Below are 25,537 nucleotides of genomic sequence, written 5' to 3'. Positions count from 1 at the left end.
ATGATTATTTTCCCTTGACACAGAGACCCATTCCCGGTAGGGAATACAAATTACTTTTTTTGAAAGGATTTTGTTAATGGAAAACAGGTTCGATTTTATATTTTTCTTTAAGGCAGGCTTTCGATTTATCAAGTCTGCCCATGGAAGGATTGTGTAAAGAACCAGACCATAATCTAAAAATAAAAACCATGGGTGGACTTAATCACAAACGAAACCCATGGTTTTATAATTTTAAGGGCCAGGGGTGAAACCCTTGTGCCCTTTTTTATTTTTTTAAACAACAGTATCACTGCCAAAGGAGATTTTTCTGATGCCGATTTTCAACATGGATTTTGAAACAATGCCAAGGGAGGCCCTGAAGGCCATCCAGCTTTCACGACTTAAAACCACCCTGGAACGGGTCAATGCAACGGTTCCATTCTACCGTGACAGTTTCAAAAAGGCCGGCATAACACCCTCTGATATCAAGACTCTTGATGATCTTAAGCGTATCCCTTTTACCACAAAACAGGATCTCAGGGACAACTATCCCTATGGCATGTTTGCCGTTCCCATGGAAAATGTGATCCGCATTCATGCAAGTTCAGGCACCACGGGAAGCCCCACCGTTGTTGGGTACACCCGGAGAGACATTGATACCTGGGCAGAACTCATGGCAAGGTGTCTTGCAGCAGGCGGCGCCACAAGCCATGATATCCTCCACAATGCCTATGGCTATGGACTCTTTACAGGTGGCCTCGGGGTTCACTATGGGGCCGAGCGCCTGGGGGCTTCGGTCATTCCAGTGTCGGGCGGCAACACAAAGCGCCAGGTGATCATCATGCGTGATTTTAAGCCCACCATTCTCACGGGTACTCCCTCCTACATCCTTCACCTTGCAGAGGTTGCCGAGGAGATGGGCGTCTCGTTTAAAGATCTGAGTTTTAAGGCCGGTATCTTTGGTGCCGAGCCCTGGTCTGAAACCATGCGAACGGAGATCGAATCAAAGCTGGGCCTTAAGGCCATGGACATCTATGGTCTTTCCGAAATTATGGGGCCCGGGGTGAGCATCGAATGCATCCAGGCCCAAAAAGGACTCCACATCTTTGAGGATCACTTTATCCCCGAAATCATTAACCCAGAAACCGGTGAGGTTCTCCCCTACGGCGAAACCGGCGAACTTGTGTTTACGTCCATCACAAAAGAAGCCTTTCCCATTATCCGATACAGAACCCGGGACATCTCCTCTTTGAACCCGGAACCCTGTATTTGCGGTCGAACCCATGTGCGCATGAAAAAGGTGTCCGGCAGGACCGATGACATGCTCATTATCAGGGGCGTAAACGTCTTCCCTTCCCAGATCGAAGACGTTCTCATGAAAAACGAAAATATCCTCCCCCATTACCAGCTTGTTGTTGACAGATCCGGTAATCTTGATACTCTAACGGTTAGGGTTGAGGTCAGCGACCGGATTTTCTCCGATGCGATCAAGAACCTTCAGATCATGGAAGGCAAAATTTCCAAAGACATCAAGGAATACCTGGGGGTTTCCGCCAAGGTCAGGCTTGTTGAACCCAAAACCATTGAGCGTAGTCAGGGTAAGGCCGTCAGGGTTATTGACAACCGAAAAATATGACCGGCATGGCCGGCAAACAGTTAATATTTTCATAAATTACCAGAAAGGAGGCAAATTATATGCGAGCCGAGCAGATATCCATATTTCTTGAGAACAAGGCAGGACGCCTTGCAGAGGTAACCGCAACCCTGAGGGATGCAAACGTTAATATTCGGGCTCTCTCACTTGCTGACACCACGGATTTCGGCATTCTGAGGTTGATTGTCAACGATAACGAAAAGGCTGAGAAAGCCCTTAAGCAAGAAGGGTTCACTGTCGGAAAAACCGATGTCATTGCCGTTGAGGTTGACGACAATCCCGGTGGGCTCAACCAAGTCCTTGATCCCCTCACCAGGGAGGGTGTCAATGTGGAGTATATGTACGCCTTTGCCAACCCCCATGGTAAAAACGCCATCATGATTTTCAGATTCGACAACATTGACAAGGCCATTGAAATTCTCTCGCGCAACAGCATCAATGTCATAAAGGGCAATGACGTCTACAGCCTATAACACGTTTTTGGGTGTAAGAGAGAAATCAAGCAGATAAAAAAAAGATCGGCTGTGGAAAATTTTTTGCAGCCGATCTTTTGTGCTAAAGCCTCTGCCCAATGCAGGGGGGTGTGTCAGGCGGCTGTACAGATTTTATTTTCGCTGTTTCCCTTGTTCCAGATTTTCATATGTTCAGCCGCTTTGATCAGCTCATCCCTGAAAGCGGGGTGGGCAATGCTGATCAGGGCTTCGGCCCTTTCCCAGGTGGATTTTCCCTTTAGGCAGACCCTGCCGTATTCCGTGACCACATAGTGGGTAATGGTTCTTGGCAGTGTGACAATGCTGCCGGGATCAAATACAGGGCGGATTCGTGATTGAAGTTTTCCTGTATTGTCTATGATGGTGGAAGAAAGACAAATAAAGGATTTACCGCCCTTGGAATGGTAGGCACCATAGGCAAAGTCAAATTGTCCGCCGGTCCCCGTAATCTGCCTGTATCCGGCAGATTCAGACGATACCTGTCCGTAAAGATCCACCTCAATGGCATTGTTGATGGAAATCACATTGTCGTTGGCCGAAATATTGCGCAGGCTGTTGGTGTAGTCAACGGAACAGCTTGCACAGCCAGGATTGTTGTCGATGAAGTCGTAGAGCCGCTGGCTGCCCAGGGCAAAGGTGTATACAAATTTCCCCGTATCCAGAGCCTTTTTGTGGTTGGTGATCTTGCCGGCTTCAAACATCTCAAGATAGGAATCGGCCAGCATTTCCGTGTGAACCCCGAGATCTGTCAGATCCGACTGTGCGATCATTGCGCCAACTGCATTTGGCAAGCTGCCGATGCCCAGCTGAATACATGCTCCGCTTCGAATTTCCTCAACGATCAACCTTGCAACTTTTCTATCCACCCCTGTGATCATTGGTGACGCCATGGTCATGATCGGTTCATTGTCTGTTTCAACCACATAATCGACATCTGAAATGTGGACAGATTCGTTCATGCCACCAAGACAGGTGGGCAGGGAGGTGTTTATCTCCACGATGACAGTTTTAGCATTGTTGATAATTGCCCGTTGAAAAGAATTGGCAATCCCGAAATTAAACCTGCCATGTATATCCATGGGAGTCGTCTGAAGCATGCAGACATCGGTCTTAAGATTTCCAGAATAGTGGCCTGGCCCTTCATTATAGATAAAGGGAATGTAATAGCAGTTATCCTGATCGTGGCTACTGCGATCTCCGCTTGATAAGATGCAAATACTCTAACGCTTTTTATCTGCCCTGTTTTTATAAAAAAGGCCTCAATAACATTTATAATCAGCTACTTGCATAGCATTGGCCCTAATCGTGTTTTCGCAAAATACTCTAACGCTTCAAATAAACATCATTTTTTACAGTAGGTTAATGCTATTTTATAGCAGTGTTGCACGGAATGTGTATTTCAAAAATCAGTCAATGAAGTTTGAGAAGTTGTAAACAAAAATAGACCATTCGCTAAAAAAGCGTAATGGTCTATCCTGATTTAATTATCTTGTCCGAGGTATCTAATCTGGACGATCTAAAGTTTTAGAACAGCAAAATCAGTCCTTTCTGGCCTCACATTATTTCTTGGTGAAATTTTTCCATGTGCCTTATGTTCGTTATTGAGGAGGAAGATCAGAGAGAAATTCCAAGGCAAGATTGATGTCAACAAAGGTGTATTTCAACTCCTTTGCTCTGTCCCTGCAGTCTGTACAAATTTCTCTGAATTTTCTCATATCGCCTTTGGTCGTCATATAAATCTGTTCAATGGCCTCCTGTTCAATATCCTTGTACTCGACAATGAAATCTTCTACCACAATCGGGTATAGAATAAGCGTTTTCAAGCGGCTGAGGATGTCTGGATGCTCGCGGGTTAAAAAGGTCCTCACCTTTGGTAATCCTGCAAATACAATGGGAACACCGGCATCGATAACCCTTTTGAGGTAGGGCCAGACCCGGGGATCAAGATCGTTTGCCTCGTCGATTAAAATAAAGCAGTTGGACAGACTGCATATCATTTCCAAATATTGAGGGGTTCGCCGGTAGGTGGCGATTGTGTCGTAATTTAGCTTCTTTAAAATCGATGCCAGGGTTTCATGTATGTTGAACAGTGACTCCACCCAGACGGCATGAAGTTTTTTCGGTTGCAGCAATTTCAAGAAACGGGTTTTACCCACGCCATAATCACCCTCGATCAAGACGCTCTGCCTACGATAGATTCGGTTATATGTGGCCCCCAGATAAGAAATGCGGCGTTTGTCATTTATAAAATCTTCTTTTCGTTTCATGTCATATTTCTCCAGAAAACGCATACGGTGCCACATGGATTCTTCGATAATGGCTTTCACAATCGAGAATAAAAGCATTGAACAGCACTGCCCCTTTTATATTCGTGGGTTGCTGCATCTTTTTTATATAGGTGGTGTATCTTTTCTGGTTATGCTGAAGGATTTGCTTTGCCATGGGCATGGAAAGACCTTTTTCATAATTTTTGATCAGGAGGGGTCGATCGACGACCATGCTGTTGTGCTCCAAAAAGTCGATGATCTGGTCCAGTTCATTTTTTTCCGGCAATATGGTCAATACTTTTAACGGCTTTTCAAAGGGCTTCCGGGCAAGGGCTTCTCCCCAAAAAATACCATCCTCCCTGGGCTCAAAAAGGAAAAGCTTGTCATTGTATCTGGATATCTGAACGGGTGTACTTTTATGGGAGCTGAACTTGTCTGCACCCATGGTCACATAGTAATCCTGATTTTCAAATCTGATGGTCTTCTGCTTTGATACCGTGGCTTTTGTTTTCCTAAATCCATATTTCATGTGCTCCTTAACCTGATCAGGACAAAAGGTCAGTGTGCTGGTAAATGTTTCAAAAAAGTCTGTAAGCTTTTTATCCGGCACCCAGGCATTGACTTTTCCTTTTTCAGAGAAATAGTGGCGTGTGCAGTTGTGTTCATGGCGATATTCCTCCATAAGTGAGCTTGTTTTTAACTCATCCAAATTTATGTCAAGGAGGGTAACGGTGATTTTTTCTTGTTTTCCTTTTTTGAAGATATACCCGGGCTCTGTCTTTACGATCCTTTTTTCAAACGCTTTGATGATTCGGATTTCAAAATTATGAAGGCTGCGGTGGGATGATTCCAGGTGGGCCTTATCCTTGGGAGCATGTATCCTTGAGAAATCAGGTTCCATATAAAACCCGTTCGGGGTGGAATGTTTCAAATTCAAGTCGTTGATGGGGCGCTTAAGATTCAAAAAACCCTTGGCATTATCGGGCCGGATACGAATCTTCTTTTGGGGAAATGGCCTGGCCAGTAAAAATTTGGTGAACAGGTTCACGGAGTTCCAACTGCTTTCGGAAAAATACGCATCCAGGATAAACATATAACGAGAGCCCGTATCATAAAATTCTATGACTTGGGGCTTTTGCCAATGACCCTTGTCGTTTCTGATCTTAAAATATCTAAAAACACAGCCATCCATCTGAATCAGGTCAAACACCGGCTCTGGTTTAAAACTGTTTTGGACCGGGACATCGTCCTCGAAATCTGGTTTGTTTAAATATGATTTGAGGTTTTCACGGTAGACACAGTGCCTGAGGGCATGGATGGAGATCCTCTTTTTGAACTCTTTTTCAAGCCAGTGGTGATAATTTTTAATGGTTCTTGCCTTATGGGTAATAAAGATGAACTGTTGGCTTGATGGATCACACGACTCTTTTACCATTTCTATAAAACGTCTGCGGACCTGTTCGGAGAAAGAGCGGGGACGTCCACTGCATTTGCGGCCTTCCATGACTTTCTTTTCCACAAGTAGGAGTGGCCCCGGAATAATGCCGGTTTTTTGATATTGATCTTTGTAATATTTTTTACTTGCTCGTTTGGCTGAGCCTTTTTTGTTCATGATCTTTTTATGGAGCAGAAGATTGAAACGGTCATCAAGCGTCAGATTAGGTATGACCTTCAGGTTATCCGTGTCCATTGTCGTTCTCCTTTGACAAGATTCTTTCCCGAATGACCCGGTTCCACAGCAGCCCAGCCTGGCGTGATGTCTTTTGCCAGTGATCCTGTTGGGCCAGTTGAACCTGGTCAAGCATTACCTGAACAGCATCCATATAGGCTTTGCTGACCTGATCGGTTAAATCCACAGGTTCGTCTTTACTGCCGGTGTCGTTTTTTTTTGCGGAATCAATGAACTGTTTGATGTTTGGTGCGGTTATCTCCATGGCGGTTTTTAAAAATGCCTTCCATATTTTACGCTGTTCGATGGGATCCAATGGGGCCAGGGGGCGCACCTGGGATTCATTGTTGGGAAGAATGTCTCCAATTGGAGACAGATTGTTGATAACCTTATAGGATTCTATCAGGCGATAAGCTTGGGCTCTGCCCATATCCCAGCGCACTCTGGCATAAGTTTCAAAACTACTGAAAAGATTGAGTTTATACAGCCGGGTATCTTTTATCTCTTTCAGAGCTTTGCCTATTTCATGGAAATGACTCTGATTACGGGCAATAAGATTCTCCAGACGGGTCAACCGATCCTGTTCCATTATCCTAATCCTCCCGGCATGGTCTGGCCGATGCCTCCGATAAAATTTTGCAACCCCTGTCTGGCATCTTTGTTCTGATTCGGAACTTTGACCATCAGGCGTTTTAAGAACAGAACGCTCTCTTTAAACCCGATTCTCTGAACAGTCATCACAAGATCGATGGTGTTGAAGTTTTTTTCACATCGAAAGCACCGGGCCAGGTTGGTGGCTGGGTTTATGGCTGTCTGGAATTCATTACAGATCGGGCACAGAAAACGGAAAAAGCCTTCACTGATTTTTGATGGCATTTCCAGTTGCTCCCTTATCAACATCTCCACAGGGATAAAATTTCTTAATTCAAACAACTCTTGGGATGAAAATTTTTTTGGCATGAGTCCTCACATTTGTCGGGGTTATCAAGGCACTTTGCCTTAAGCTCAAGGCAAGGTGTAAAAATCCTATTTTTAAACTACTATAATAGCCCCATCCTTGTCTGTTGTGTCTTAAACACCCTTATGTATTAGTCTGTTCGTATCTCCTTTATTTACAGAGGTTTAGGTTAATGATGCGTCTTAAAACCCTAAGTCGATTACTTTGTTGGGATATCAATGAATTACAGTTGGTTAAGTCTATGATGCGTCTTGAAACTCCGATTCGATTAGTCGAGGTTTTTATCCATAAACACCCCCCCCCTATCTGAACGCAGTTTTTGAATCGTATGACTGATTCAGAATCTGCCAAGCTACATATTGGATGACGATCATATTTCTTGTTCCATACTCGTTTTCTAAAATTTCATATGGCAATACGGGCTTTGCCAGGCAGTTGGGCGGGGGGTGTTCATGGGGAGGTATGCTGGATTTAAATTCCTTAGAAGATTCTTCCTCAATCTTTTCTAATTTTTTACCCAGATAGTTATTTTTAAAATATTCACCGTTTTTTTTGTTCCATTTTTGACAGTTTCTTCGGTGCTGTTCAGTTTTGCAGGCAGACCTTCCACATGTTGTCTGTCGTCCTTTTTGGCGGACATCCGGCTTAAACCATTTGCGGCAAATACAGCAGGGGCGTTTTCCACTTGAACTTTTTGCCATTATATTTTCTCCAAATTTAAATCTGGATGAAAATATAGCCCTAAAAATTGATTTTGTCGTAAAAGCGGCGGGGTAAGCGGGGTATGATTTATTTTCTATTTGGCGGGGTATTCGCGGCGGGCTGCCCTAATCATAGCGTTATAGTATTTTGCGAACGATTTTGGGGGTAGGCGTTAGAGTATTCGCATCTTAACATCCGCTGCTGAAATGCCAGTTGTTGTAGATCAGTTTTTTGTTCGTTCTTCCTGCAAGGGCCACGGCAGCCTTTCCGGGAAAGGCAACGGCCCTGATGTTAACATTTTCAAGTTCATCCACCCGATCGGCCAGGGCTTTGTCAAGGGTTCTCGGGGCTGCACAAAAGGCGCCATAGTCAACCCAATCTCCAGGCTTTACAATTCTAGCAGCTTTTTCTGCTGAGACTAATTTTCTCTGATATTGTTCTATTATCGGCGATGAATGACCCATTATCGTATATTCCTCCTGTCTATTTTTCTGATAAAACGTTTAAGAACTCAACTTTCGGACTTCAACTTTGATGTTTTAACTTCGTTTAGGTATTATACATGAGGAACGTCAGCTGTTAAAAGATACAGAAGCAAAAAAAATGCCATACAGAATGAAGTTTTGATAAGTGGCTTAAATTATAGATTCTTTTGGAGATGCTAAGAAAAAAAACTGGATGATAATACCCGTGTTGGAATGTTGCTGTTTTGCCACAAGGTAAAGAATAAGAGGGGTAACTGCTTAATAATTAAGATGTTTATTGCGGACGTGTCGAATCGGTTACTTTTTGTGCAGGATTGTCAACGTAAGGGCCATGATCGGAACAAAATCTTCCAAAACATGGCGTAGGATTTTAAGTCGTATTCAAGGCGCGTTAATGGGAGCATATTGAAATATGTGCCCATTAAGGCAACGAAGAAGACGGCTTAAAAGACACACCATGTGGGAGGTTTTATTTTGATCATGAGCCTAATGCTTGTCCTGGCATCAATAACCCATTTTAACAACTCCTGGTTGGTTCACATTGTAACGCGGTCAGGGCAGCTGTTTGAACTTTCGATGTCAGTATTTATAATTCAATGGGAATCAGGCTTGTGTTATCGTTCTTTTGACAACATTCTGTAATAACGCAAAAATCAACAAAAGCGTCAACAACGCAAGCCTGAGTCCCTTAAACCTTTTTATTGGTTGAAACGATGATCAAGGTCTCCGTTTCCCTTCACCGATTTTGAGTTGTATATCACTCATACGGCTTTTTTCCCGATAAATCCGATGCACTTTTTGGGACATTTTTCAACAGCTTCAAGGGCATTATCCGCAAGCTCCTTGCGAAAGGCGTCATGGTCTGCAACGGCAAGATCCTTGTTCATGGTAAACAGCTCCGACACTTTCACACAGGCCTTACATCCGATGCAACCCTTATTGCATACCTGGGTCACATCCTTTCCCTTGTCCCGGTTGGAACAAAGAACCATGGGGATTTCAGGTTCATGGAAATCGGCCATGGTAATGATCGATCTGGGGCAGGCCTTGACACAGGCGCCACAACCGATGCAGTGATCATAGTTCACAACTGCAAGGCCGTCCTCAACATGAATAGCGTCGTACTTGCACGCCTCCACACAGTCTCCAAAACCGAGGCAGCCAAAGGTGCATCCCTGCACCCCTGCCACAAGGGTGGCTGCTGCACATCGGCGTTCACCCTTGTACTCGGTTCTGCCCAGTCTATCTTCAAGGGTGGCACCGCAGTGGACAACGGCCCGGTGGGGGATGGTTTCACCCACCTCAACGCCCATAATTGCTCCAACAGCAAGGGCACAGGCTTCACCACCAACGGGACATTTGTTCACCGGTGCATTGTCCGTTACAATGGCTACGGCATATTCGCTGCAACCCAGATATCCGCACCCGCCACAGTTGGCACCGGGAAGGGTCTCAATAACAGCCTCAACCCTTGCATCCACCTCAACATGGAACTTCTTGTTTGCCCAGCCAAGGATGTATGACATGATCACCGCCATGCCGAGCATGGTTCCGGCGGCAATACCTATGGTTATTTCAATCATTGATCCATTCCTCCCTGGTTGAATTCAATCATAGCCGTTTGGGCAGGCTCCAGGGGAAGCACCATGGCCGTCTCCTGGGCCGGGGTCATGGCCTTTCTCAAGCCTGAATCAACGCCGGTAAATCCCATGAAGGATAGGGCCAGAATTCCACCAACCACCAAGGTGATGGCGGCACCCTTAAAGGGCTCTGGAATGTCACAGAGTTCAAGGTCTTCCCTGATGCCGGACATGATCACAATGGCAATGGTAAAGCCGACCCCGCCAAAAAAAGCAAGGGTAAGGGAATGCCACAGGTCCCAGGCATCCGCCGGGTTTTCAACGCCGACAACATTGCTCATAATGGTCAGACAGGCAAAGAGAATGGCGCAGTTGGTGGTGATCAGCGGAAGAAAAACACCAAAGGACTTGTACAGGATCGGAAAAAACTTTCTCACATACATTTCAACAAACTGAACCGACGAGGCAATGGAAAAGATGTAGACAATGTAGCTTAGTACCGTTAAATCGATGGTTGAGGCAGCCTCTTTGGACAGAAAAAAACCTGCGACAAACGAGGAGAGCGGCGCTCCCGGGATCAATACCATGGTGGTGATGGTCCAGCTTAAAAAGGCGGCAATGGTTATGACAAAGGTAACGGCGCATCCCATGCCAAAGGCCATGTCCACCCGTCTTGAAACGCCGATGAACGGACAAATACCCACAAAATAGTATAGTACAAAGTTGTTGATCAGCGCTGCACTCAGTGCGATCAGAATAATATCCACAAGGTAGTTCATATGCTTCCTCCAGATTTACGCATGCCAAGCCAGTTCACAAACCCAAGGAGCAGTCCCAGGGTGATAAAGGCCCCGGGAGGCAGTACCATGATGACCCAGTCAGGCCAGGCTGCCGGCAGAAGCTGGATGCCGAACAGACCGCCGGTTCCGAGGATTTCCCTTACTGCTGCAATGCTTGAAAGGGCAAGACCAAATCCAATGGCCTGGCCCAGGGCGTCCGATGCTGCAATGAACGGTGACTGTTTGGAGGCGCACACCTCGCAGCGGCAGATGATGATGCAGTTTACAATGATCAGGGGGATATAGGGCCCCAGGGTTTTGCTCATCTGGTAGAGATAGGCGGCAAGTACCCTGTCGGCAATGGTCACAAAGGTGGCAATGGTCAGGGTAAAAATAACGATTCTCAAATGGGGTTTTAAAAGGTTCCGGATGAGACTGATGACCACGTTAGCGCACACAAGTACAAAGGCCACAGAAACGGCCATTGTGATGGCCGGTTTCATTCCATTGGTAACGGCCAGGGTAGGACACAGTCCCAGGAGTTGGCGGTACACGGGGTTCTCCGGCAGGATACCCTGCAGGAACCGCTCGGAGGCGGTGGGTTGATCTGCCATTATTTCTCCCCCTTTTTTCCGGAAGTTTTAAGTTGAGCCACCTGGGGTTTCAGGTCTGAAACCGCCTGATTTACTAATTTTGTCACGCTTCTTGAAGAAATGGTGGCACCGGAAATGGCATCAATCTCGTTGACTCCGCCCTTACCGATCTTGACCACCTTAAAAGGTGTATCCGTGGACAGACCACTGAACTGAGCCCGCCATTCATCCTCAACGATCCTGTTGCCAAGCCCCGGGGTTTCTTTCTGGTCAAGAATAAAAAGCCCGGTGACTTTCTGGGCATTCCCGTCCATGCCGACAAGCAGTTCGATTTTGTCAGCATAGCCCTGGCCTGAGGATTTTGCCACCCAGCCTGCCGTGGTGCCGTCGGCATAATCGGCCCGGTACAGGGTGTAGAATTTTGTTATCCCGTTTTTGTCAATGGAAACGGTGTTGGGTGTGATGGTAAGGGGTTCACCCTTGGCTGCAAGATCGTCAGCAGCCGTCTGACCAAGGATCACCACCGGGACTTTTTCCAGGGTTTCTTTGAGTTTATTGTCTTCAATCCGGGGACCAAGGGCCGCCTGGACCCCGGCAAGGGAAGAGCCAAAGATCAGGGCCAGAAGCAGTACAAGCCATGCCTGGCCAAGGTTGGTTTGAAAAAAAGATTTCATATCAGGCGTCTCCCATGGGGCGAGGTATGGTCCATCGGTTAATGAGGGGGGTCACGGCGTTCATGAGGAGAATGGCAAACATCACACCCTCTGGATATCCGCTGAACAGCCGGATGATCATGATAAATGCGCCAACACCTGCACCAAAAATAAACTTACCCCTGGGGGTTAGTGGAGAAGAGACCGGATCCGTTGCAATGAAAAAAGCGCCAAACAAAAGTGCACCACCAAAGAGGTGGTGAAGGAGCAGGTGTCCGTTGGCTCCAGCTGAAAGGTCTGCAAGGCCGGCAAGCAGGGCCACACAGGCAATGACTCCCACCGGAATTTCCCAGGAAGCAGTGCGCCTTATGCATAAAAAGATACCGCCGATGAGGGCGGCCAGGGCGCTGGTCTCTCCAAGGGAGCCGTTGGTGAACCCGAAAAACAGATTAAAAATCGAGGTGGAAATGCCGCTGCCCTTGAGGGCGGTCAGTGGGGTTGCCTGGGATATGGCGTCAATGGCAGATGCCGGGTTCTCATAGGCACCGGCCCCCATGAGGCTTGCAAAGGCGATCATGACAAAGGCACGTCCGACCATGGCAGGGTTAAAAATGTTCATGCCCAGTCCGCCAAAAATGATTTTGCCGATGCCCATGGCAACCACCGAGGCAAGGCAGCCCACATACCAGGGGGCCGTGGCAGGAAGGGAAAGGGCCAGGATCAGCCCGGTGACTGCAGCCGAACAATCATTGAGGGTAATTTTTTTCCCGCGCATGGAGACAAAGACCGCCTCGGACGCAAGGCAGGCAACAACACAGACGGCAATCTGCTGGACCGCCAGCCACCTGAACATGAACACGGACATTGCCACAAGGGGGGTCAGCCCGATGAGCACATCGGTCATCATCCGTCGGGTGGTAAAGGACGTGTCAGCCACGTGGGGCGAGGGGGCCACATTAAGGGTAGGTCCCTGGGCCACCTTTTCCGCTGTTTCACTTAAATTTGACAATTATCTGGCTCCTTATCTTTTCATGGCTGCCGCCACCTGGGCCTTTCCCGTGCGAATCAACTGAACAAGCTTGATGTTGGCGGGACAGACATAGGTGCAACTGCCGCATTCAAAACAGGCATTAATGTTATACTGGCGGGCAAGGGCTGTATTCTTGTAGCGGGCCGCCATGGCAAGCCGGGTGGGGACAAGATTCATGGGGCAGGCTTCAACGCATCGTCCACAGCGTACACAGGCCGTCTCCTCTCCACTTGCAGTCTCGGCATGGGTGAGAATGGTTATGCCGCTGGTTCCCTTTGTCACGGGGGTTGTCAGATCTGAAAAGGCAAACCCCATCATGGGGCCCCCGGCAATGATTCTTGCCGCATCCTCGGTCAGGCCGCCGCAAAAGTCAATGAGTTCACCCATGGAGATCCCGATGGGTGTAAAGATGTTTTTCGGGGTGACAATGCCACCGCCGGTGACGCTAACAATCCTGTGGGTCAACGGGCCTTTTTTTATGACAGCCCTTGCAACCGCAGCCATGGTGCCCACGTTACTCAGGGCAACACCCACATCCGACGGCAGTCCCCCAAGGGGAACGTCAAGATTCAGAACTGCCTTTACAAGCTGCTTTTCACTGCCCTGGGGGTATTTTGTCCGGACAACGGCCACCTGGACAACGGTGTTACGGGTGGCAAGCTCCAGGGCTTCGATGGCCTCTGGCTTGTTGTCCTCAATGCAGATAAAGATTTCCTTTGCAGAAACGGCTCTACCCGCCAGCAGGGCACCTGCCACAATGGCGTGGGGAGCCTCTTTCATGAGACGGTAATCACAGGTGAGGTAGGGCTCACACTCGCACCCGTTCACAAGGAGGGAGTCAATGAGCCGTTTGTCATTGGGCATCACCTTGACGTGGGTGGGAAAGGCAGCGCCTCCCAGGCCGACAATACCGGCAGCATGGATCAGACGTGCAATTTCGTCGGGGGAGTAGTCAGGGATGGTGGAAAGTGACCAGTCTGTGCTGGTCATCTCTTCCCAGAGTTCATTACAGGGTTGCTGTTCGCCTTCGGTTTTGATTTCAATGGCCGGAAGATGGCGGCCGTTGGGAAGGGTTACCACGCCTATCTTTTTAACCTTGCCTGCAACAGGCGTGTGAAGGGAGGCTGAAACAAAGGCCTGTCCTTCACCCACCATCTCTCCACAGGCTACGGTTTGCCGTGGTTTAACCACGGGCTCACACGGGGCGCCAATGTGCTGTAACAGCGGAAGTACTACCTTGTCTGGAACGGTTATGACTTCGACCTGAGCTCCAGCAGAATAAAATTTATTCCCCGGGGGATGAATTCCATGGGGAAAGCTTCCCGTTCCAGGAAATTCTTTTGAACCGAAAATACCCATAATTTCTAATCGCTCCACAGATATTTAAATCTGTTGCTATGGTTAACAAAGAAATAATTTGCTTACCAGCAATGGGAGCGGGTGTCAAGCTCATTTTGGGATTCTAGTTGGAGCAAAGATCGCCCTGTATCTACTGCACGACCCAGACGACCTGGTTCCCTGCGGCCTGGAAAATTTTGTCGCCGACCCTGCCATGGAAAAACTGTTTTAAGAAGGTCAGGTTGCGTCGTCCAACAAGAATGCTTTCATATCCGCCCTCCCGTGCCCTGTTCACAATGTTTTCCGTGAGGTCCCCTTCGCTTGAAATGAGTTCACAGGTCAGTTGACCTTCTGTAAAACCGGCACTTGTGAGACACTCCACAGACTGCTTGAAAAACTGGTCGTTTTTCAGGGATAGGGGCTTGTCCATATCAGCGGAGTTTTTTGAGGCGTGGCAGAGTAGGAGTTGATATCCTCTATTGCTGATGAGACGACTCATCCTGCGAACAGCCTCAACCACCTCGCGGGTTCCGTCAAAGGCGATGAGCACATTTTTATGTTTGGGAATTCCGCCCACAACGATCAGAGGGATGCTTTTAATCTTTCCAAGAAGTTTCATGGGCACGGTTCCAAGCAGGATATCCTTGAGCCTTGAAAACCCCTTACGACCCACCACCACGGCATCGTATCCCTGACGGGACTCCTCAACAATATCGCGCACCACCCCCTGCTCTTTGGTGTGTATCTTTGTTTCAATGGATTCTGGAGGATAGCCATACCCCTCCAGGATTTTTCTGGCCTTTTCCATGCACTCTTTTACCAGCTTGTACCGCTCTGTCATGCTTGCCCTTATTTCAGGGGTTTTAAACCTGAAATCCAGATCTTTTTCCATTTCCCAGAACGAACGGGGGATTTTGGTCTCCACGTGAAAGGCAACCACCTCTGTTTTGTCAGGAGGAAACACCATACCCACGTATCGAGCCGCATCCAGAGCAAGTTCAGAACCGTCATAGGCCAGCAGTATTTTAAATTTTGTTTGTCCCATGTCTATTTTCTCCCAGCATAAAACATTAAAAAAAGTACCCTACCCTTTATAAGAAATTTTCTATTGATCGAACACCTGTGACATTCAACAGGGGGTAAGCATCAAAAACGAACATATAAAAAATTCTTGATCTCATCTTATATCCCAAATAAAAAGAAATCAAGGCATAGTGAAACGCAAAGTAAGCCCCCTAGGAAAGCTGCAGTGATTTTTCTTTACAAACATTGTAAATGCTGATAGCCAGAGCCAATACCAGACATCATGTTGATGGGTATATACAAACAACCAAAGGATGGCCCTGTCATGATGCCCCTGGTAGCGAACGCGCAAAAAAACAATTTCATGTTGACCCATATCCCGGAATTGCTTGAACGATTTTCACTTTCCTATGAAGCAAGTGATGACACCTGCATGGGTTACTTTTTGTACAGCAAGGAAAACTCAACCACAATTTCACGCAACCTGATTGTATCCCACTCTGTTTTTTCAAAGAGTCTATACGTGTCTAAGTTCTATCCGGAAATTTACAGGGAAATCAACAGCAGGTACCTTTCAGCTGCCTGCTTCTATTTGATCGCCCACCACGCCATTCAAAGATTTCATCTCGCAGACAACTGCTGGGTGAACCTTGAGACCGAGGATACGGTTTATGACTCGTTTTATTCGCGGTTGAATGATTTTGATTTCAAGATTCAATACCACCGCCCGGCAAACAGATCCTATGTCAGGGGTCGGTATCATCAAATATCCTTGGGTACGGAAATGATCACAGTCCATGTCGGGGAAATTTAAATTTACCATCTGCCTTGAAAAAACCTGTCAAGTCATTATCATATTTAGATACTGGAACTTGACCGAACTGCCCGCTTTATGCTGTATTTATATCGTACACACACAGAAGATTTAAAAACAGAGGCGATTCATTGTCCGTTATGACCTGGGCAGGTAACAGGTCATGGACGTGACGGTTAATCAGAATCGTTATCCGCATCTTTAAACATAAAGGAGATTTACCATGGCCAAAACCCAATTAGCAGGAAACAATGTTATTCTTGCAGGCGATTTTCCAGGTAAAGGCCTTCCTGCGAAAAACTTTACAGCCGTTCTCCAGGATCTTTCCGAGACCACCCTTGACGCATTTAAAGGAACAAAGGTGGTCCTTAATGTTTTTCCAAGCATTGACACTGATGTTTGCGCAACAAGTGTCAGGACCTTCAACCAAAAGGCTTCAGCCATTGGCAATACCAAGGTGGTCTGCCTCTCCTTTGATCTTCCCTTTGCCCTTAAACGTTTCTGCGGTGCAGAGGGCATTGAAAATGTCCTGACCGCATCCCTGTTTCGAAACCCCGAATTTGCCACCGATTACGGGGTGCTCATTACCGACGGCCCCCTCAAGGGACTCGCTGCCAGGGCTGTTTTTGTTGTGGATGAGGCGGGCAAAATCATCCATGCTCAGCTTGTGGATGACATCACCCATGAACCCGATTATGATGCAGCCTTGGCTGCCTTAAAATAAGGCTCCTAATCTGAATGAAATTTACCATTGATCATTTCAACATCAACGTGCTGGACCTTGAAAAAAGCCTTGCCTTTTACAACAGGGCCCTTGGTCTGAAAGAAGTCAAACGCAAAACAGCTGAAGACGGGTCCTATATCATTGTTTTTCTGGGGGACGGATCAACCGCCAACAAGCTTGAACTTACCTGGATAAAGTCACAAAAGGTCCCCTATAACCTGGGGGATGAAGAGTTCCACATTGCATTTAAAACCCCGGATTTTGACAAGGCCCATGCCCTTCACAAGGAGATGGGATGCATCTGCTTTGAGAACAAGGAGATGGGCATCTACTTTATCAATGATCCGGACGGATACTGGCTCGAGGTGGTACCGGTGCGTTAGTTAAATGGAGTCAGGCTTGCACAACGCAAGCCTGACTCCGATCATCAAAGTTGAAATCCGAAAGTTGAGTTATCCAGTTTGTTCAATGGATCTCGTTACCCTGTATTTCTTCACAAAACCAGACGGCTGATAGCTCATTTTGGCCTTTCTCAGCCCCGCATTACCCAGGTCCTGCTCCCGATTGACCGTGGTGTAGTAGTCGGTAAGGATTGAGGCAAAAGCCTGGTTGACAAATTGCCACAGTCCCTTGTAGCCCGGTACTGCCTTTTCAAAATGGACCACAAAGCTTGTGCCACAGGCAAGCTCCTCACCAAGGGAATAGGCCACAGGCCGGCCACCAACGTAGTACACCCCTCCGCATAACTGGAGATCGTTGCACTTTTCAAGGGCCTCCCTTGCCGCAATATAGTCTCCGTCATCCTCCCGGTTTTCCCGCCATTGGTCAAGAACCTCAAGGGCATGGGGGATATATTCGTCTAAAAGAGGCCGGCCTTCATACTCGTGATCCCGTACAAAGGCCTTGATCAGATTTCTTTTTTTGTGATATTTACGCCCGTCAAGGTTGGCAAGTTTCGCCTGGAGATAAAGGTAGTCAAAGTTATCTCGGTCTTCAACAACCTTAAAGGCCCCATGGGCAAAGTGGTCCACCTGTGTGACGGAAACGCATTTTAACACCCTGTGGGTTTGAAATAAACGATCAAGAACCTCTCGGTCTGGAATGCCAAAGGGAAGCATGAAAAAAGGATGTCCATCATCTTTTCCGGTGATGACAATCAGGGGTTCATTGGATTGATCCCTGCCGGTTTCAACCATTGAAACTGTGTACCCATGACTATTTCTGAATAGATAGAGATTTGCAAAGGTGAATTCAGAAATCCCCTGGGAAAGGGTCTTGAACATGGGATGAAGCATGGGTCTCAACCCGAGGTTTACGTTGACCGACATGGGATAATAAGGAATGGTCACCATTTAGAACGGCCAGAAATGGTTGTCTTCCCACACATCATCAAGCAGGGCCCGGTCAATCGCCATAAGGCTGTTCAAGTGTTCCCGTTCAAATGCGGCAAGCCAGGCATACACTTTCTTTTCCTCAGGATCCGTTGCAACCCCTGCCTGTTTTGAGTAAAGATCAACCGCACGCTGCTCCATGGCAATGGCTGCAGAAATGGCAGAGGCTTCAAAACCAGCTGCTGAGATTTTCTTCTGCATTTCCTTGTTAAGGACAGCATCAGAGACCTGGCTCTCCTCTTTACTGTCAAAAAGATCGATTTTAAAACTGCCGGTATTGTTGTAGGCCTTGAACTGGGCTGACAAAAGGGTTATATGGGATACCTCTTCCTTTGCAAGATCGTTGAAAAAAGACTGCACAACGGGGTCTTTGGCCTCGTCGGCCACCTTTTTGTAAAACGCATACCCCCGCCTTTCAAGCATGATGGCCTGCTTTAAGATATCCAGGGTTCCAGAAGTCTGAGCTGATTTGGTCATACAATCTCCTTTAATATGTTTCTGTGTGTTTTTCCCATGTGAAACCATTTCCAAAACAATTCAGTCAGGGGGTTTCATCATTCATTGTGGCCGTGGGCCTGTTCCCTGCTCCGGCCGTGCTGGTTCGTGTTTGAGTTTTCCAACCGGCGCCAGGTATATGGCAAACTCATCCTCGCCGTCAAGGCCTAGAAGTTCGTCCAGCTCTTCCTGGTTATAGGCCGCAATGGCACAGGTCCCGGCATTGATGGCTTCACAGGCAAGATATAGATTCTGGCACACATGGCCAGCATCCAGTAAAATAACCTTGTGGGCTGCAAGGCCATAGCGCCATTCCATCCTATAGGGAACAGCCGCCCAGATAAATGTAACCGCCGCCTTTCCCGGATAGGGCTGGCCAAAGCAGGCCTCAACCATTCTCAGGTCAAGATCCTTTTGTTTAGACTCAAAGACAAGCCCGTGGGTCAGGGGAAGATAACGGTAGATACCCGGCATCAACCCCTCTACATTAAGCACTGCAAGATAGGTTTCAAGGGCGTGGCGACACCCTGCAGAAGGAACGGTTCGGTAAGCATGGCCCTGGACCGGCTTTCCCCTGACGCCCTGGGTGGCCCATAAAAGATAGGCAAGCTCTACCAGGGAAAGGGGCGTTTGTTCATAGGTTCGGCGGCTTTTGCGTTGTTTCACGGCGCGGGTAAGATCCACCCCGGGAATTTTGTTCCATGCCCCGGGTGCAGATCCAGACAAGGGATCTGGTCCAGGCAGTCGAATACAGGCGGCATCCGGTGGGACATTTTTTTGAACCGGGGGTGCTGGAACCTTCTGGTTCTGATCGGTAAGTGCAAAATTGATTTTTTTCCGGATACTGTCCTTTAGAAAATATCTGTACAGATTTCGATCCTGCTCGATCATGGTTCATCTCCTTGCTTTGATTAATCTCAAATCTATCTGAAATCCAGTCAATTGGCAAGGAGGCAATGAAACATTATAGAGCCCTTGACTCTGGGACAAAGGTAATGGACAATGGCAAAAATCAACTTTAAAACAGGGCACCATACCGATGATCCTCCATGTCAAGATCCTCCTGCTTCTTGTTGTTATCAATGCAACCCCTGCTGTACTGATGCCCCGTTTGTCAGCATTCAGATCACTTGGAACCCCCATGGATCTTGGCCGTTATTTCTCTGATGGCCGACGGCTGCTTGGATCCCATAAAACCATGGGTGGATTTGCCCTTGGCGTACTGGCCGGAGCTCTCCTGGGCTATATCCTTGATTTTTCATTGGCCACTGGATTTGCCGCGGGTGGACTTTCAATGGCTGGAGATAGTCTGTCAAGCTTTATCAAGCGGCGATTCAGCCTGGACGATGGCAAAGAATCTCCTGGCCTGGACCAGGCGTTCCAGGGAGGCTGTCCCCTTGTTCTGTTCAAGGTTACCCATGGACTCTCCCTGGGAACCCTTGCCGCCTTGATGGCGGTATTTGTCGTACTGGGAATTTTCGGTGCCAGGCTTTATTGCAGGTTTTTTCTTCCATCCCAACCCCCAGGTAAACCCGTGGTTCGATCAAACACCGGGTTCAAACAATGGCGGGCCTGCCATATTGCCCTCTCCCCCGTGGCAAGGCTTTGTAACTTTGAAAGCGTGATTTACTACCGGATATTCATGCAGACGATTTTTAAACTCTCAGGACTCTACACCCGGGGAGTGAAAAATGCCTTGAACATCCGGGTCACAAGCCTGGGCTTTTCATTTAAAAACCTTCCTGAAGCCTTTGAGTGTTACAAGATTTTATTCATCAGTGATCTTCACATTGACGGCCTTGACGGCCTTGACCGGCAGCTCATTAAAATTGTAAGCAGGCAAAAGGTGGATCTTTGCCTCCTTGGCGGGGATTACCGCATGGAAATGTACGGTCCCTATGGAGCGGTTAAAAAGAAACTGGTGGCGCTGGTTCAAGAGATCAATGCAACGGACGGCATATTTGGGATTCTTGGCAATCATGACTGCATCGAGATCGCTCCAGATCTTGAAGACGCCAGGATCTGCATGCTCATCAATGAATCCATGGTGATCGAAAAAAACGGCCAGAACATTTTTTTGTGCGGCGTGGACGATCCCCATTACTACCAGTGCCACGACCTTGACACGACCATGAAGGATGTCCCTGGGGATGCCTTTTCCATCCTGCTTGCCCATTCCCCTGAAATCATTAACGGCCTTGGGGATCACCCTGTTGATCTTTGCCTGTGTGGCCATACCCATGGCGGCCAGGTGTGTCTTCCTGTTTTTGGTCCGGTGTTCAGCCACTGCCCGGTTCCAAGGCAGTTTATTTCCGGGAGATGGCGGTATGGCAACACCCATGGATATACCTCCTGCGGAGCCGGTTCGTCAGGGGTTCCTGTTCGGTACAACTGCCCGCCTGAGGTGGTGATACTAACCCTTACCCGAAAATTATAAGTTGCTTCCGGGCTTCAGTATTTATCCACTTTATCCGAAATATGATGTAGCGGCAAATAAACCATGGGATGGGGATTGATCATGAAACTCTACAACACCACCAGCGTTTTTCAGAAACAATTATTTACCATAAATCAGGGCATCACCTCCAAAACTATTTCCACGGACTATGCCGGCCGAACTTCTGCAAAAAAACAGGGAATGATTTCATTTGAAATAATTGAAACAACACGCCTGACCACAATGAACCAGGCTACCCTTGCCCGGTTTGAGAATTTCAGCCCCAAAGATATGCCGTATGCCGCCAATGATGCGCCTTCTTTTTCCAATATTACCCCCGGGGATGCCCAAGCCCTTATCAGCGATAACGGTTACTATGGGGTTGCAAAAACATCCAGGCGAATCGCTGATTTTGTCCTTGCCGGGTCCGGGGATGATCTTGATCGCCTCCAACAGGGTAGACAGGGCGTTCTTCAGGGCCTTGAGGCTGCTGAAAAAGCCTGGGGCGGAAAGCTTCCCGACATCAGCTATGCAACCATGGAACAAGCAATAAAGACCATAGATGAAAAAATCAGCGAACTTGGAGGATCAATTGTCAGTGTTCTCACCTAAAGCCCTAACTTGAAAGAAGGGTCATAGGTTTTACCTTCATCACCTTAAAGGTAGCAATCGAGGCCGTTGCCATGCAGATGGCCGTTGTCATGAAAAGGATCACAAAAGAGCCCCAAAGGTCAAAGGCCCAGAGACTGTCAAAAAAATACCAGGCCACAGCCCTTGAAAATCCAAAACTCAAACCAACGGCAAGCAGGGATGCTGTAAATCCCATGAACCCGAATTCCAGCAGGGTGATTCCCTGGATCAATTTAAAATCTGCGCCCAACACCTTCAAGAGATTGATCTGCCTCTGGTTCATCCAGGCCTCGTGGCGGGCAATGGAAAAAATCGAAACAAGCCCCGTTGCAATGGCAAGCCAGGCCATGAAGCCAATGGATACGGAAAGCTTGTCGGTTATGTTCATAAGGGTGGCAGCCATCTGGCTTACATCTATGACCGAGACGTTTGGAAAGGCAGTAACGATCGTCTGTTTTAACCCCTGGCGATGTTCAGGCGCCACCTGGGCGATGGCTGCCAGAAAGGTCTTGGGGGCCTGGTTTAACACCCCATCCTGGAACAGGAGGAAGAAATTGGGCTGAAAACTGTTCCATCTGACCTTTCGAATGTTTACCACCCTTCCCGTAAGGGGGATACCCTGGATATCAAACCCCATGGTATCGCCAAGGTGTATCCCGTACTCCTGGGCAAAGGCGTTTTCAACGGAGACCTCAAAGGGTGATCCTGAGCCAAAATTCCAGATTGTTCTGGAAAGGGGCCTTCCCTTGATAATGGTTTCTGAAACATCCAGCTCTGTTCGATGGGAAAAATTAAACTCAAGCCTGCGGCCCCGGCCCGAGGGCCTGGTCCGTGAACTGTTGTTCCCGGACGGATCCGGGTCCTGGGGTTTTCCATAAAAGGGAAGCTGGTTTTTCGTCAATATCCGCCCCCTGACCATGGGAGAAAGGTTGGTCAATCGACCTTCCTGACGGTCCATGAATTCAACAAGGGCGGATCGTTGCTCCTCCTGGATATCCACCAGGAAAAAAACCGGGACTTTCAACCCTTCCGGCCGCATGATCTCGGTTTGAAGCCCATTTTGAATCTGGGGCACCATTGAGATCAAAAAGCTGCCCATGGCGATGGTGACAAAGCAGGAAAGGGAAGACCACTTGTTCCGGTAGAGGTTCCTGAATGCAATTTTTCTGATAAAAGATCGGGTGGCGGACAAAAAACCGCACCCGGAAAAAACAAGCCGGCCAAGGACAGCCATGGAAAAAAGGGCAAGGCCAAACCCTGCCACAAATACAGTGGCCCTGGCAACAGAATCTGCCGCCAGGATTGATGCAGCCCAGAACGCTATAATCCCGGGAACAAAACCCAGGCCCCGCCACAGGGCAAGCCTTGTAGCGTTCTGTTCCCCGGCCTGGCTTTTCCTGAAAAGCACAATGGGTTTCACCCCAAAGATCTGAACAAAAACAGGCAGGCAGAACACAAGACTTCCTGCAACGCCCATGACCATGGCTAACACCAGGGTGGAGGGATCAAGAGTCAGCCGGATATGGGCCGGAATCAATCCCTGAAAGATCAGGGGAAACAGGGGGACAAGCAGGAGAGAGATTAGAACTGCGACCACCGAGGCAACAAGCCCCAGGAGGATGAGCTGAAACAGGATATAGAGGCAGATCTCCCCTTGTCTTGCCCCAATAGCCAGTAAAACGGCAATCTCACCCTGCTTGAGGTTCAGGTAACCCCGGAAAAGGTAAGCTGCTGCAATGCCTGCAAGGAAAAGGGCAACCACGCTGACAAGCCCCATGTAACCGGTAAAATAGCCGATGAGTTTGCCAATGCGCCGGTTCACATCCCTTGTGTCATACACGCTGATTCTGGGTTGACCCTGGCTCTTTTCATAGAAGGCCTGGTCAAGCTTTGCCGATAGTGCAGGGACATCAACCTTTGCTGTAAACCGGTAGTAGTAGTAATGGCGAATCCGGCTTCCAAATCCCATGAGACCGGTTCCGGCAAGCTGATGGATGCCCATGTAGATACTCGGGGCAAATTCAAGGGCAGTCAGGGAACGGTCTGGATCCTGGGAAAAAAAATCCTGGATAACAAAGGATTTATTCCCAAGCTCCAAAGGGGTGTGTGGTTGGTTTTCAACGCCCAGGGCCTGGGCTGTATCCCGGGTCATGAGCAGTCCCGGGCTGTTCTGGAGATCGAGACCTTTTTTTTTATCCTCAAGGGAAAATGCCCCATAAAGGGGGTAGCTGTCATCAACGGCCATCACCTGCACGAGGCGTGCATCCTTTGGGGTTTTAACCATGGTGTAAAAGCTGATGCGCCTGGCCTGAAGCTTGTCATTTCCAAGTACCCGGTCTGCCAGTTCAAGCTCATCCGGGGTCAGCTCGGTAGCGGCTGAAAGCACAAGGTCTGCCGTTAGGATGTCCTTGAGATTCCCATCAAAGTGGCGACTCAAAGAGCGGCCAAATGATCCCAGGGCAATAAATCCGGCAAGGCCGATGGAGAGGTTCAGGATAAAGAAAACAGAGAAACCCCTGTTCTTGAGGATCTCCCTTAGACCCAGTCGAATCCAGAGCATCACACAAGCCTGCCCCGTTCAAGTGTTTTGATACGCTGGCATTGGCGGGCAAGGTCGGGATTGTGGGTCACAAGGATGAGGGTTTTATTTTCCTGGGATACCAGATCAAACAGAAGTCGCACCACGGTTTCTCCGGTTTCCAGGTCAAGGTTTCCCGTGGGTTCGTCCGCCAGCAGCAGGGCAGGCCTAATGACAAGGGCCCGGGCAATGGCCACCCGCTGGCACTCCCCGCCGCTAAGCTGGCCTGGAAGATGGTTCCGGCGGTCGTTGAGCCCCACCTTTTCGAGCATGGCATCGGTTTTCCAGGCGATTTGGTCCTGCTTGAGAATTTCCAGGGGCAGACTGATATTTTCCCTGGCCGTCAAATGGGGCATCAGGTGAAAGGATTGAAAAATGATGCCGATCTTGCTCGCGCGATACCGGGCCAGCTGGTTTTCCTTCATGGCGCACAGGTCTTCACCGTCCAGCATCACCCGGCCCGAATCCGGGGTATCAAGCCCTGCGATCAGTGAAAGAAGGGTGGTCTTTCCACTGCCCGACTGACCAACAATGGCGCAGGTCTCACCGGGTGCAAGGTCAAAGCTGACTGCCTTGAGTACCTCAATGGGCCTGGATCTTGGCTGGACATAGGATTTACACAATGCGTCGATTTTGAGCATCACAGTTGATCCAGCAGATAGGGAAGCACTGTGGTGGCAATAATTTCCTGCCCAGCCTGGTTGGGATGGATCCCGTCTGCCTGGTTGAGGCTGGCAATACCCGCCACATCCTTTAGTAAAAAAGGAATCAAGGCAATGTTGTGGTGGCTTGCAAGGGACGGAAAAACCTTTCTGAATGCGGCTGAATACCGGGGGCCGTAATTGGGCGGCACCTCCATGCCCGCAAGAATGACCTGGATACCGTTTTCCAGGGCAAGGAGGATGGTCCGGTCCAGGTTTTGTTCCATTTCAACGGTGGAGAGTCCCCGCAATCCGTCATTGGCCCCCAGGGCCAGCACCAGGATATGGGGTTTAATTCTTAAAAACCATTTGAGCCGGGAAAGGGCACTGGCCGTTGTGGAACCGCTGATGCTCCCGTTGGTGATCTCGATATTGTTAAATCCCTTTTGGCGGAGCAGTTGATCCACAAGGACTGGGTAGCTCTGTTCAGGGTCGACGCCGAAACCTGCGGTAATCGAATCGCCGACAAAAAGAATTCGGGTCACACTTTCCCGGGCCGACAGGGGATCACGGATGCCGGCAAGGACGATAATTGCGGCAAGCAAAAAAGGCAAAGGTTTCATGGG

General features: G+C 48.4%; 27 protein-coding genes. 7 read left to right on the top strand and 20 right to left on the bottom strand.

The window, feature by feature from the left end; genetic code table 11:
• The first annotated feature begins 310 nt into the window (after positions 1–310).
• Together HRM2_RS11880 and HRM2_RS11875 are read left to right on the top strand one after the other, a co-directional pair.
• Positions 311–1,615 carry a phenylacetate--CoA ligase family protein gene (locus tag HRM2_RS11880; RefSeq protein ID WP_015904251.1) on the top strand — a complete coding sequence of 435 codons (1,305 nt, stop codon included), beginning with the start codon at positions 311–313 and terminating at the stop codon, positions 1,613–1,615.
• A gap of 59 nt (positions 1,616–1,674) precedes the next feature.
• Positions 1,675–2,106 carry an ACT domain-containing protein gene (locus tag HRM2_RS11875; protein ID WP_015904250.1) on the top strand — a complete coding sequence of 144 codons (432 nt, stop codon included), beginning with the start codon at positions 1,675–1,677 and terminating at the stop codon, positions 2,104–2,106.
• Positions 2,107–2,219: 113 nt separating this feature from the next.
• On the opposite strand, the gene HRM2_RS11870 is transcribed toward HRM2_RS11875, so the two are convergent.
• The 14 genes from HRM2_RS11870 to HRM2_RS11805 form a co-directional block, all read right to left on the bottom strand.
• Complete coding sequence (locus tag HRM2_RS11870; protein WP_269719620.1) at positions 2,220–3,335, bottom strand: acetyl-CoA hydrolase/transferase family protein; 1,116 nt, start codon at positions 3,333–3,335, stop codon at positions 2,220–2,222.
• 387 nt (positions 3,336–3,722) lie between these two features.
• Positions 3,723–4,391 carry an ATP-binding protein gene (locus HRM2_RS11865; RefSeq protein WP_041273016.1) on the bottom strand — a complete coding sequence of 223 codons (669 nt, stop codon included), beginning with the start codon at positions 4,389–4,391 and terminating at the stop codon, positions 3,723–3,725.
• 1 nt (position 4,392) lies between these two features.
• Complete coding sequence (locus HRM2_RS11860) at positions 4,393–6,081, bottom strand: integrase (protein WP_015904248.1); 1,689 nt, start codon at positions 6,079–6,081, stop codon at positions 4,393–4,395.
• Positions 6,068–6,649 carry a hypothetical protein gene (locus HRM2_RS11855; RefSeq protein WP_015904247.1) on the bottom strand — a complete coding sequence of 194 codons (582 nt, stop codon included), beginning with the start codon at positions 6,647–6,649 and terminating at the stop codon, positions 6,068–6,070. The genes HRM2_RS11860 and HRM2_RS11855 overlap by 14 nt, the downstream gene beginning before the upstream one ends.
• Positions 6,649–7,020 carry a CHC2 zinc finger domain-containing protein gene (locus HRM2_RS11850; protein ID WP_012663013.1) on the bottom strand — a complete coding sequence of 124 codons (372 nt, stop codon included), beginning with the start codon at positions 7,018–7,020 and terminating at the stop codon, positions 6,649–6,651. The genes HRM2_RS11855 and HRM2_RS11850 overlap by 1 nt, the downstream gene beginning before the upstream one ends.
• A 300-nt stretch (positions 7,021–7,320) precedes the next feature.
• Positions 7,321–7,719 carry a hypothetical protein gene (locus tag HRM2_RS11845; RefSeq protein WP_012663014.1) on the bottom strand — a complete coding sequence of 133 codons (399 nt, stop codon included), beginning with the start codon at positions 7,717–7,719 and terminating at the stop codon, positions 7,321–7,323.
• Positions 7,720–7,908: 189 nt separating this feature from the next.
• On the bottom strand, positions 7,909–8,184 hold the full coding sequence (locus tag HRM2_RS11840; RefSeq protein WP_015904246.1) for an acetyl-CoA hydrolase/transferase: 276 nt from the start codon (positions 8,182–8,184) through the stop codon (positions 7,909–7,911).
• Between the two features lie 782 nt (positions 8,185–8,966).
• Positions 8,967–9,788 carry an RnfABCDGE type electron transport complex subunit B gene (locus tag HRM2_RS11835; protein WP_015904245.1) on the bottom strand — a complete coding sequence of 274 codons (822 nt, stop codon included), beginning with the start codon at positions 9,786–9,788 and terminating at the stop codon, positions 8,967–8,969.
• Positions 9,785–10,564, bottom strand: a complete 780-nt coding sequence (locus HRM2_RS11830; RefSeq protein WP_015904244.1) for an electron transport complex protein RnfA — start codon at positions 10,562–10,564, stop codon at positions 9,785–9,787. The genes HRM2_RS11835 and HRM2_RS11830 overlap by 4 nt, the downstream gene beginning before the upstream one ends.
• Complete coding sequence (gene rsxE, locus HRM2_RS11825; RefSeq protein ID WP_015904243.1) at positions 10,561–11,178, bottom strand: electron transport complex subunit RsxE; 618 nt, start codon at positions 11,176–11,178, stop codon at positions 10,561–10,563. Before rsxE ends, HRM2_RS11830 begins: the two co-directional genes overlap by 4 nt.
• Positions 11,178–11,831: an FMN-binding protein gene (locus tag HRM2_RS11820; protein WP_015904242.1), complete on the bottom strand. Its 654-nt coding sequence runs from the start codon at positions 11,829–11,831 to the stop codon at positions 11,178–11,180. Before HRM2_RS11820 ends, rsxE begins: the two co-directional genes overlap by 1 nt.
• A gap of 1 nt (position 11,832) precedes the next feature.
• Positions 11,833–12,819, bottom strand: a complete 987-nt coding sequence (locus HRM2_RS11815; RefSeq protein ID WP_015904241.1) for an RnfABCDGE type electron transport complex subunit D — start codon at positions 12,817–12,819, stop codon at positions 11,833–11,835.
• A 12-nt stretch (positions 12,820–12,831) separates the two neighbouring features.
• A complete protein-coding gene (gene rsxC / locus HRM2_RS11810; protein ID WP_232364258.1) occupies positions 12,832–14,217 on the bottom strand; it encodes an electron transport complex subunit RsxC in 1,386 nt (461 codons plus the stop codon).
• Between the two features lie 112 nt (positions 14,218–14,329).
• Positions 14,330–15,223: a universal stress protein gene (locus HRM2_RS11805; RefSeq protein WP_015904239.1), complete on the bottom strand. Its 894-nt coding sequence runs from the start codon at positions 15,221–15,223 to the stop codon at positions 14,330–14,332.
• Positions 15,224–15,526: 303 nt separating this feature from the next.
• On the opposite strand from HRM2_RS11805, the gene HRM2_RS11800 reads away from it, so the two are divergent.
• The 3 genes from HRM2_RS11800 (at position 15,527) to HRM2_RS11790 (ending at position 17,122) form a co-directional block, all read left to right on the top strand.
• Positions 15,527–16,015 carry a hypothetical protein gene (locus tag HRM2_RS11800; RefSeq protein ID WP_015904238.1) on the top strand — a complete coding sequence of 163 codons (489 nt, stop codon included), beginning with the start codon at positions 15,527–15,529 and terminating at the stop codon, positions 16,013–16,015.
• Positions 16,016–16,238: 223 nt separating this feature from the next.
• Positions 16,239–16,739: a thiol peroxidase gene (gene tpx, locus HRM2_RS11795; protein WP_015904237.1), complete on the top strand. Its 501-nt coding sequence runs from the start codon at positions 16,239–16,241 to the stop codon at positions 16,737–16,739.
• 14 nt (positions 16,740–16,753) lie between these two features.
• A complete protein-coding gene (locus HRM2_RS11790; protein ID WP_015904236.1) occupies positions 16,754–17,122 on the top strand; it encodes a VOC family protein in 369 nt (122 codons plus the stop codon).
• Positions 17,123–17,191: 69 nt separating this feature from the next.
• Here the strand turns inward: HRM2_RS11790 and HRM2_RS11785 are convergent, their stop codons facing one another.
• The 3 genes from HRM2_RS11785 to HRM2_RS11775 form a co-directional block, all read right to left on the bottom strand.
• On the bottom strand, positions 17,192–18,067 hold the full coding sequence (locus tag HRM2_RS11785) for a DUF2156 domain-containing protein (RefSeq protein ID WP_148214769.1): 876 nt from the start codon (positions 18,065–18,067) through the stop codon (positions 17,192–17,194).
• 24 nt (positions 18,068–18,091) lie between these two features.
• Positions 18,092–18,607 (bottom strand): ferritin-like domain-containing protein, encoded by a 516-nt coding sequence (locus HRM2_RS11780; protein WP_015904234.1) that lies wholly within the window; start codon positions 18,605–18,607, stop codon positions 18,092–18,094.
• Positions 18,608–18,688: 81 nt separating this feature from the next.
• The gene (locus HRM2_RS11775) at positions 18,689–19,516 is read right to left on the bottom strand and encodes a SagB/ThcOx family dehydrogenase (RefSeq protein ID WP_015904233.1); all 828 of its coding nucleotides are present in this window, start codon (positions 19,514–19,516) and stop codon (positions 18,689–18,691) included.
• Between the two features lie 148 nt (positions 19,517–19,664).
• On the opposite strand from HRM2_RS11775, the gene HRM2_RS11770 reads away from it, so the two are divergent.
• Both HRM2_RS11770 and HRM2_RS25205 read left to right on the top strand, forming a co-directional pair.
• The gene (locus HRM2_RS11770) at positions 19,665–21,062 is read left to right on the top strand and encodes a CDP-archaeol synthase (protein WP_015904232.1); all 1,398 of its coding nucleotides are present in this window, start codon (positions 19,665–19,667) and stop codon (positions 21,060–21,062) included.
• An 81-nt stretch (positions 21,063–21,143) separates the two neighbouring features.
• The gene (locus HRM2_RS25205) at positions 21,144–21,674 is read left to right on the top strand and encodes a hypothetical protein (RefSeq protein ID WP_015904231.1); all 531 of its coding nucleotides are present in this window, start codon (positions 21,144–21,146) and stop codon (positions 21,672–21,674) included.
• Between the two features lie 4 nt (positions 21,675–21,678).
• On the opposite strand, the gene HRM2_RS11760 is transcribed toward HRM2_RS25205, so the two are convergent.
• The 3 genes from HRM2_RS11760 to HRM2_RS11750 are packed head-to-tail and all read right to left on the bottom strand — an operon-like array spanning position 21,679 to position 25,534.
• On the bottom strand, positions 21,679–24,252 hold the full coding sequence (locus tag HRM2_RS11760; RefSeq protein ID WP_015904230.1) for an ABC transporter permease: 2,574 nt from the start codon (positions 24,250–24,252) through the stop codon (positions 21,679–21,681).
• On the bottom strand, positions 24,252–24,911 hold the full coding sequence (locus HRM2_RS11755) for an ABC transporter ATP-binding protein (protein WP_015904229.1): 660 nt from the start codon (positions 24,909–24,911) through the stop codon (positions 24,252–24,254). The genes HRM2_RS11760 and HRM2_RS11755 overlap by 1 nt, the downstream gene beginning before the upstream one ends.
• The gene (locus HRM2_RS11750) at positions 24,911–25,534 is read right to left on the bottom strand and encodes an arylesterase (protein ID WP_015904228.1); all 624 of its coding nucleotides are present in this window, start codon (positions 25,532–25,534) and stop codon (positions 24,911–24,913) included. The genes HRM2_RS11755 and HRM2_RS11750 overlap by 1 nt, the downstream gene beginning before the upstream one ends.
• Between the last annotated feature and the right edge of the window lie 3 nt (positions 25,535–25,537).

The organism is Desulforapulum autotrophicum HRM2, from assembly GCF_000020365.1.
In the GTDB taxonomy this organism is placed as follows: Bacteria; Desulfobacterota; Desulfobacteria; order Desulfobacterales; family Desulfobacteraceae; genus Desulforapulum; species Desulforapulum autotrophicum.
The sequence above is the reverse complement of the archived record's forward strand: the minus strand, read 5'-3'. Positions and strand labels throughout refer to the sequence as shown.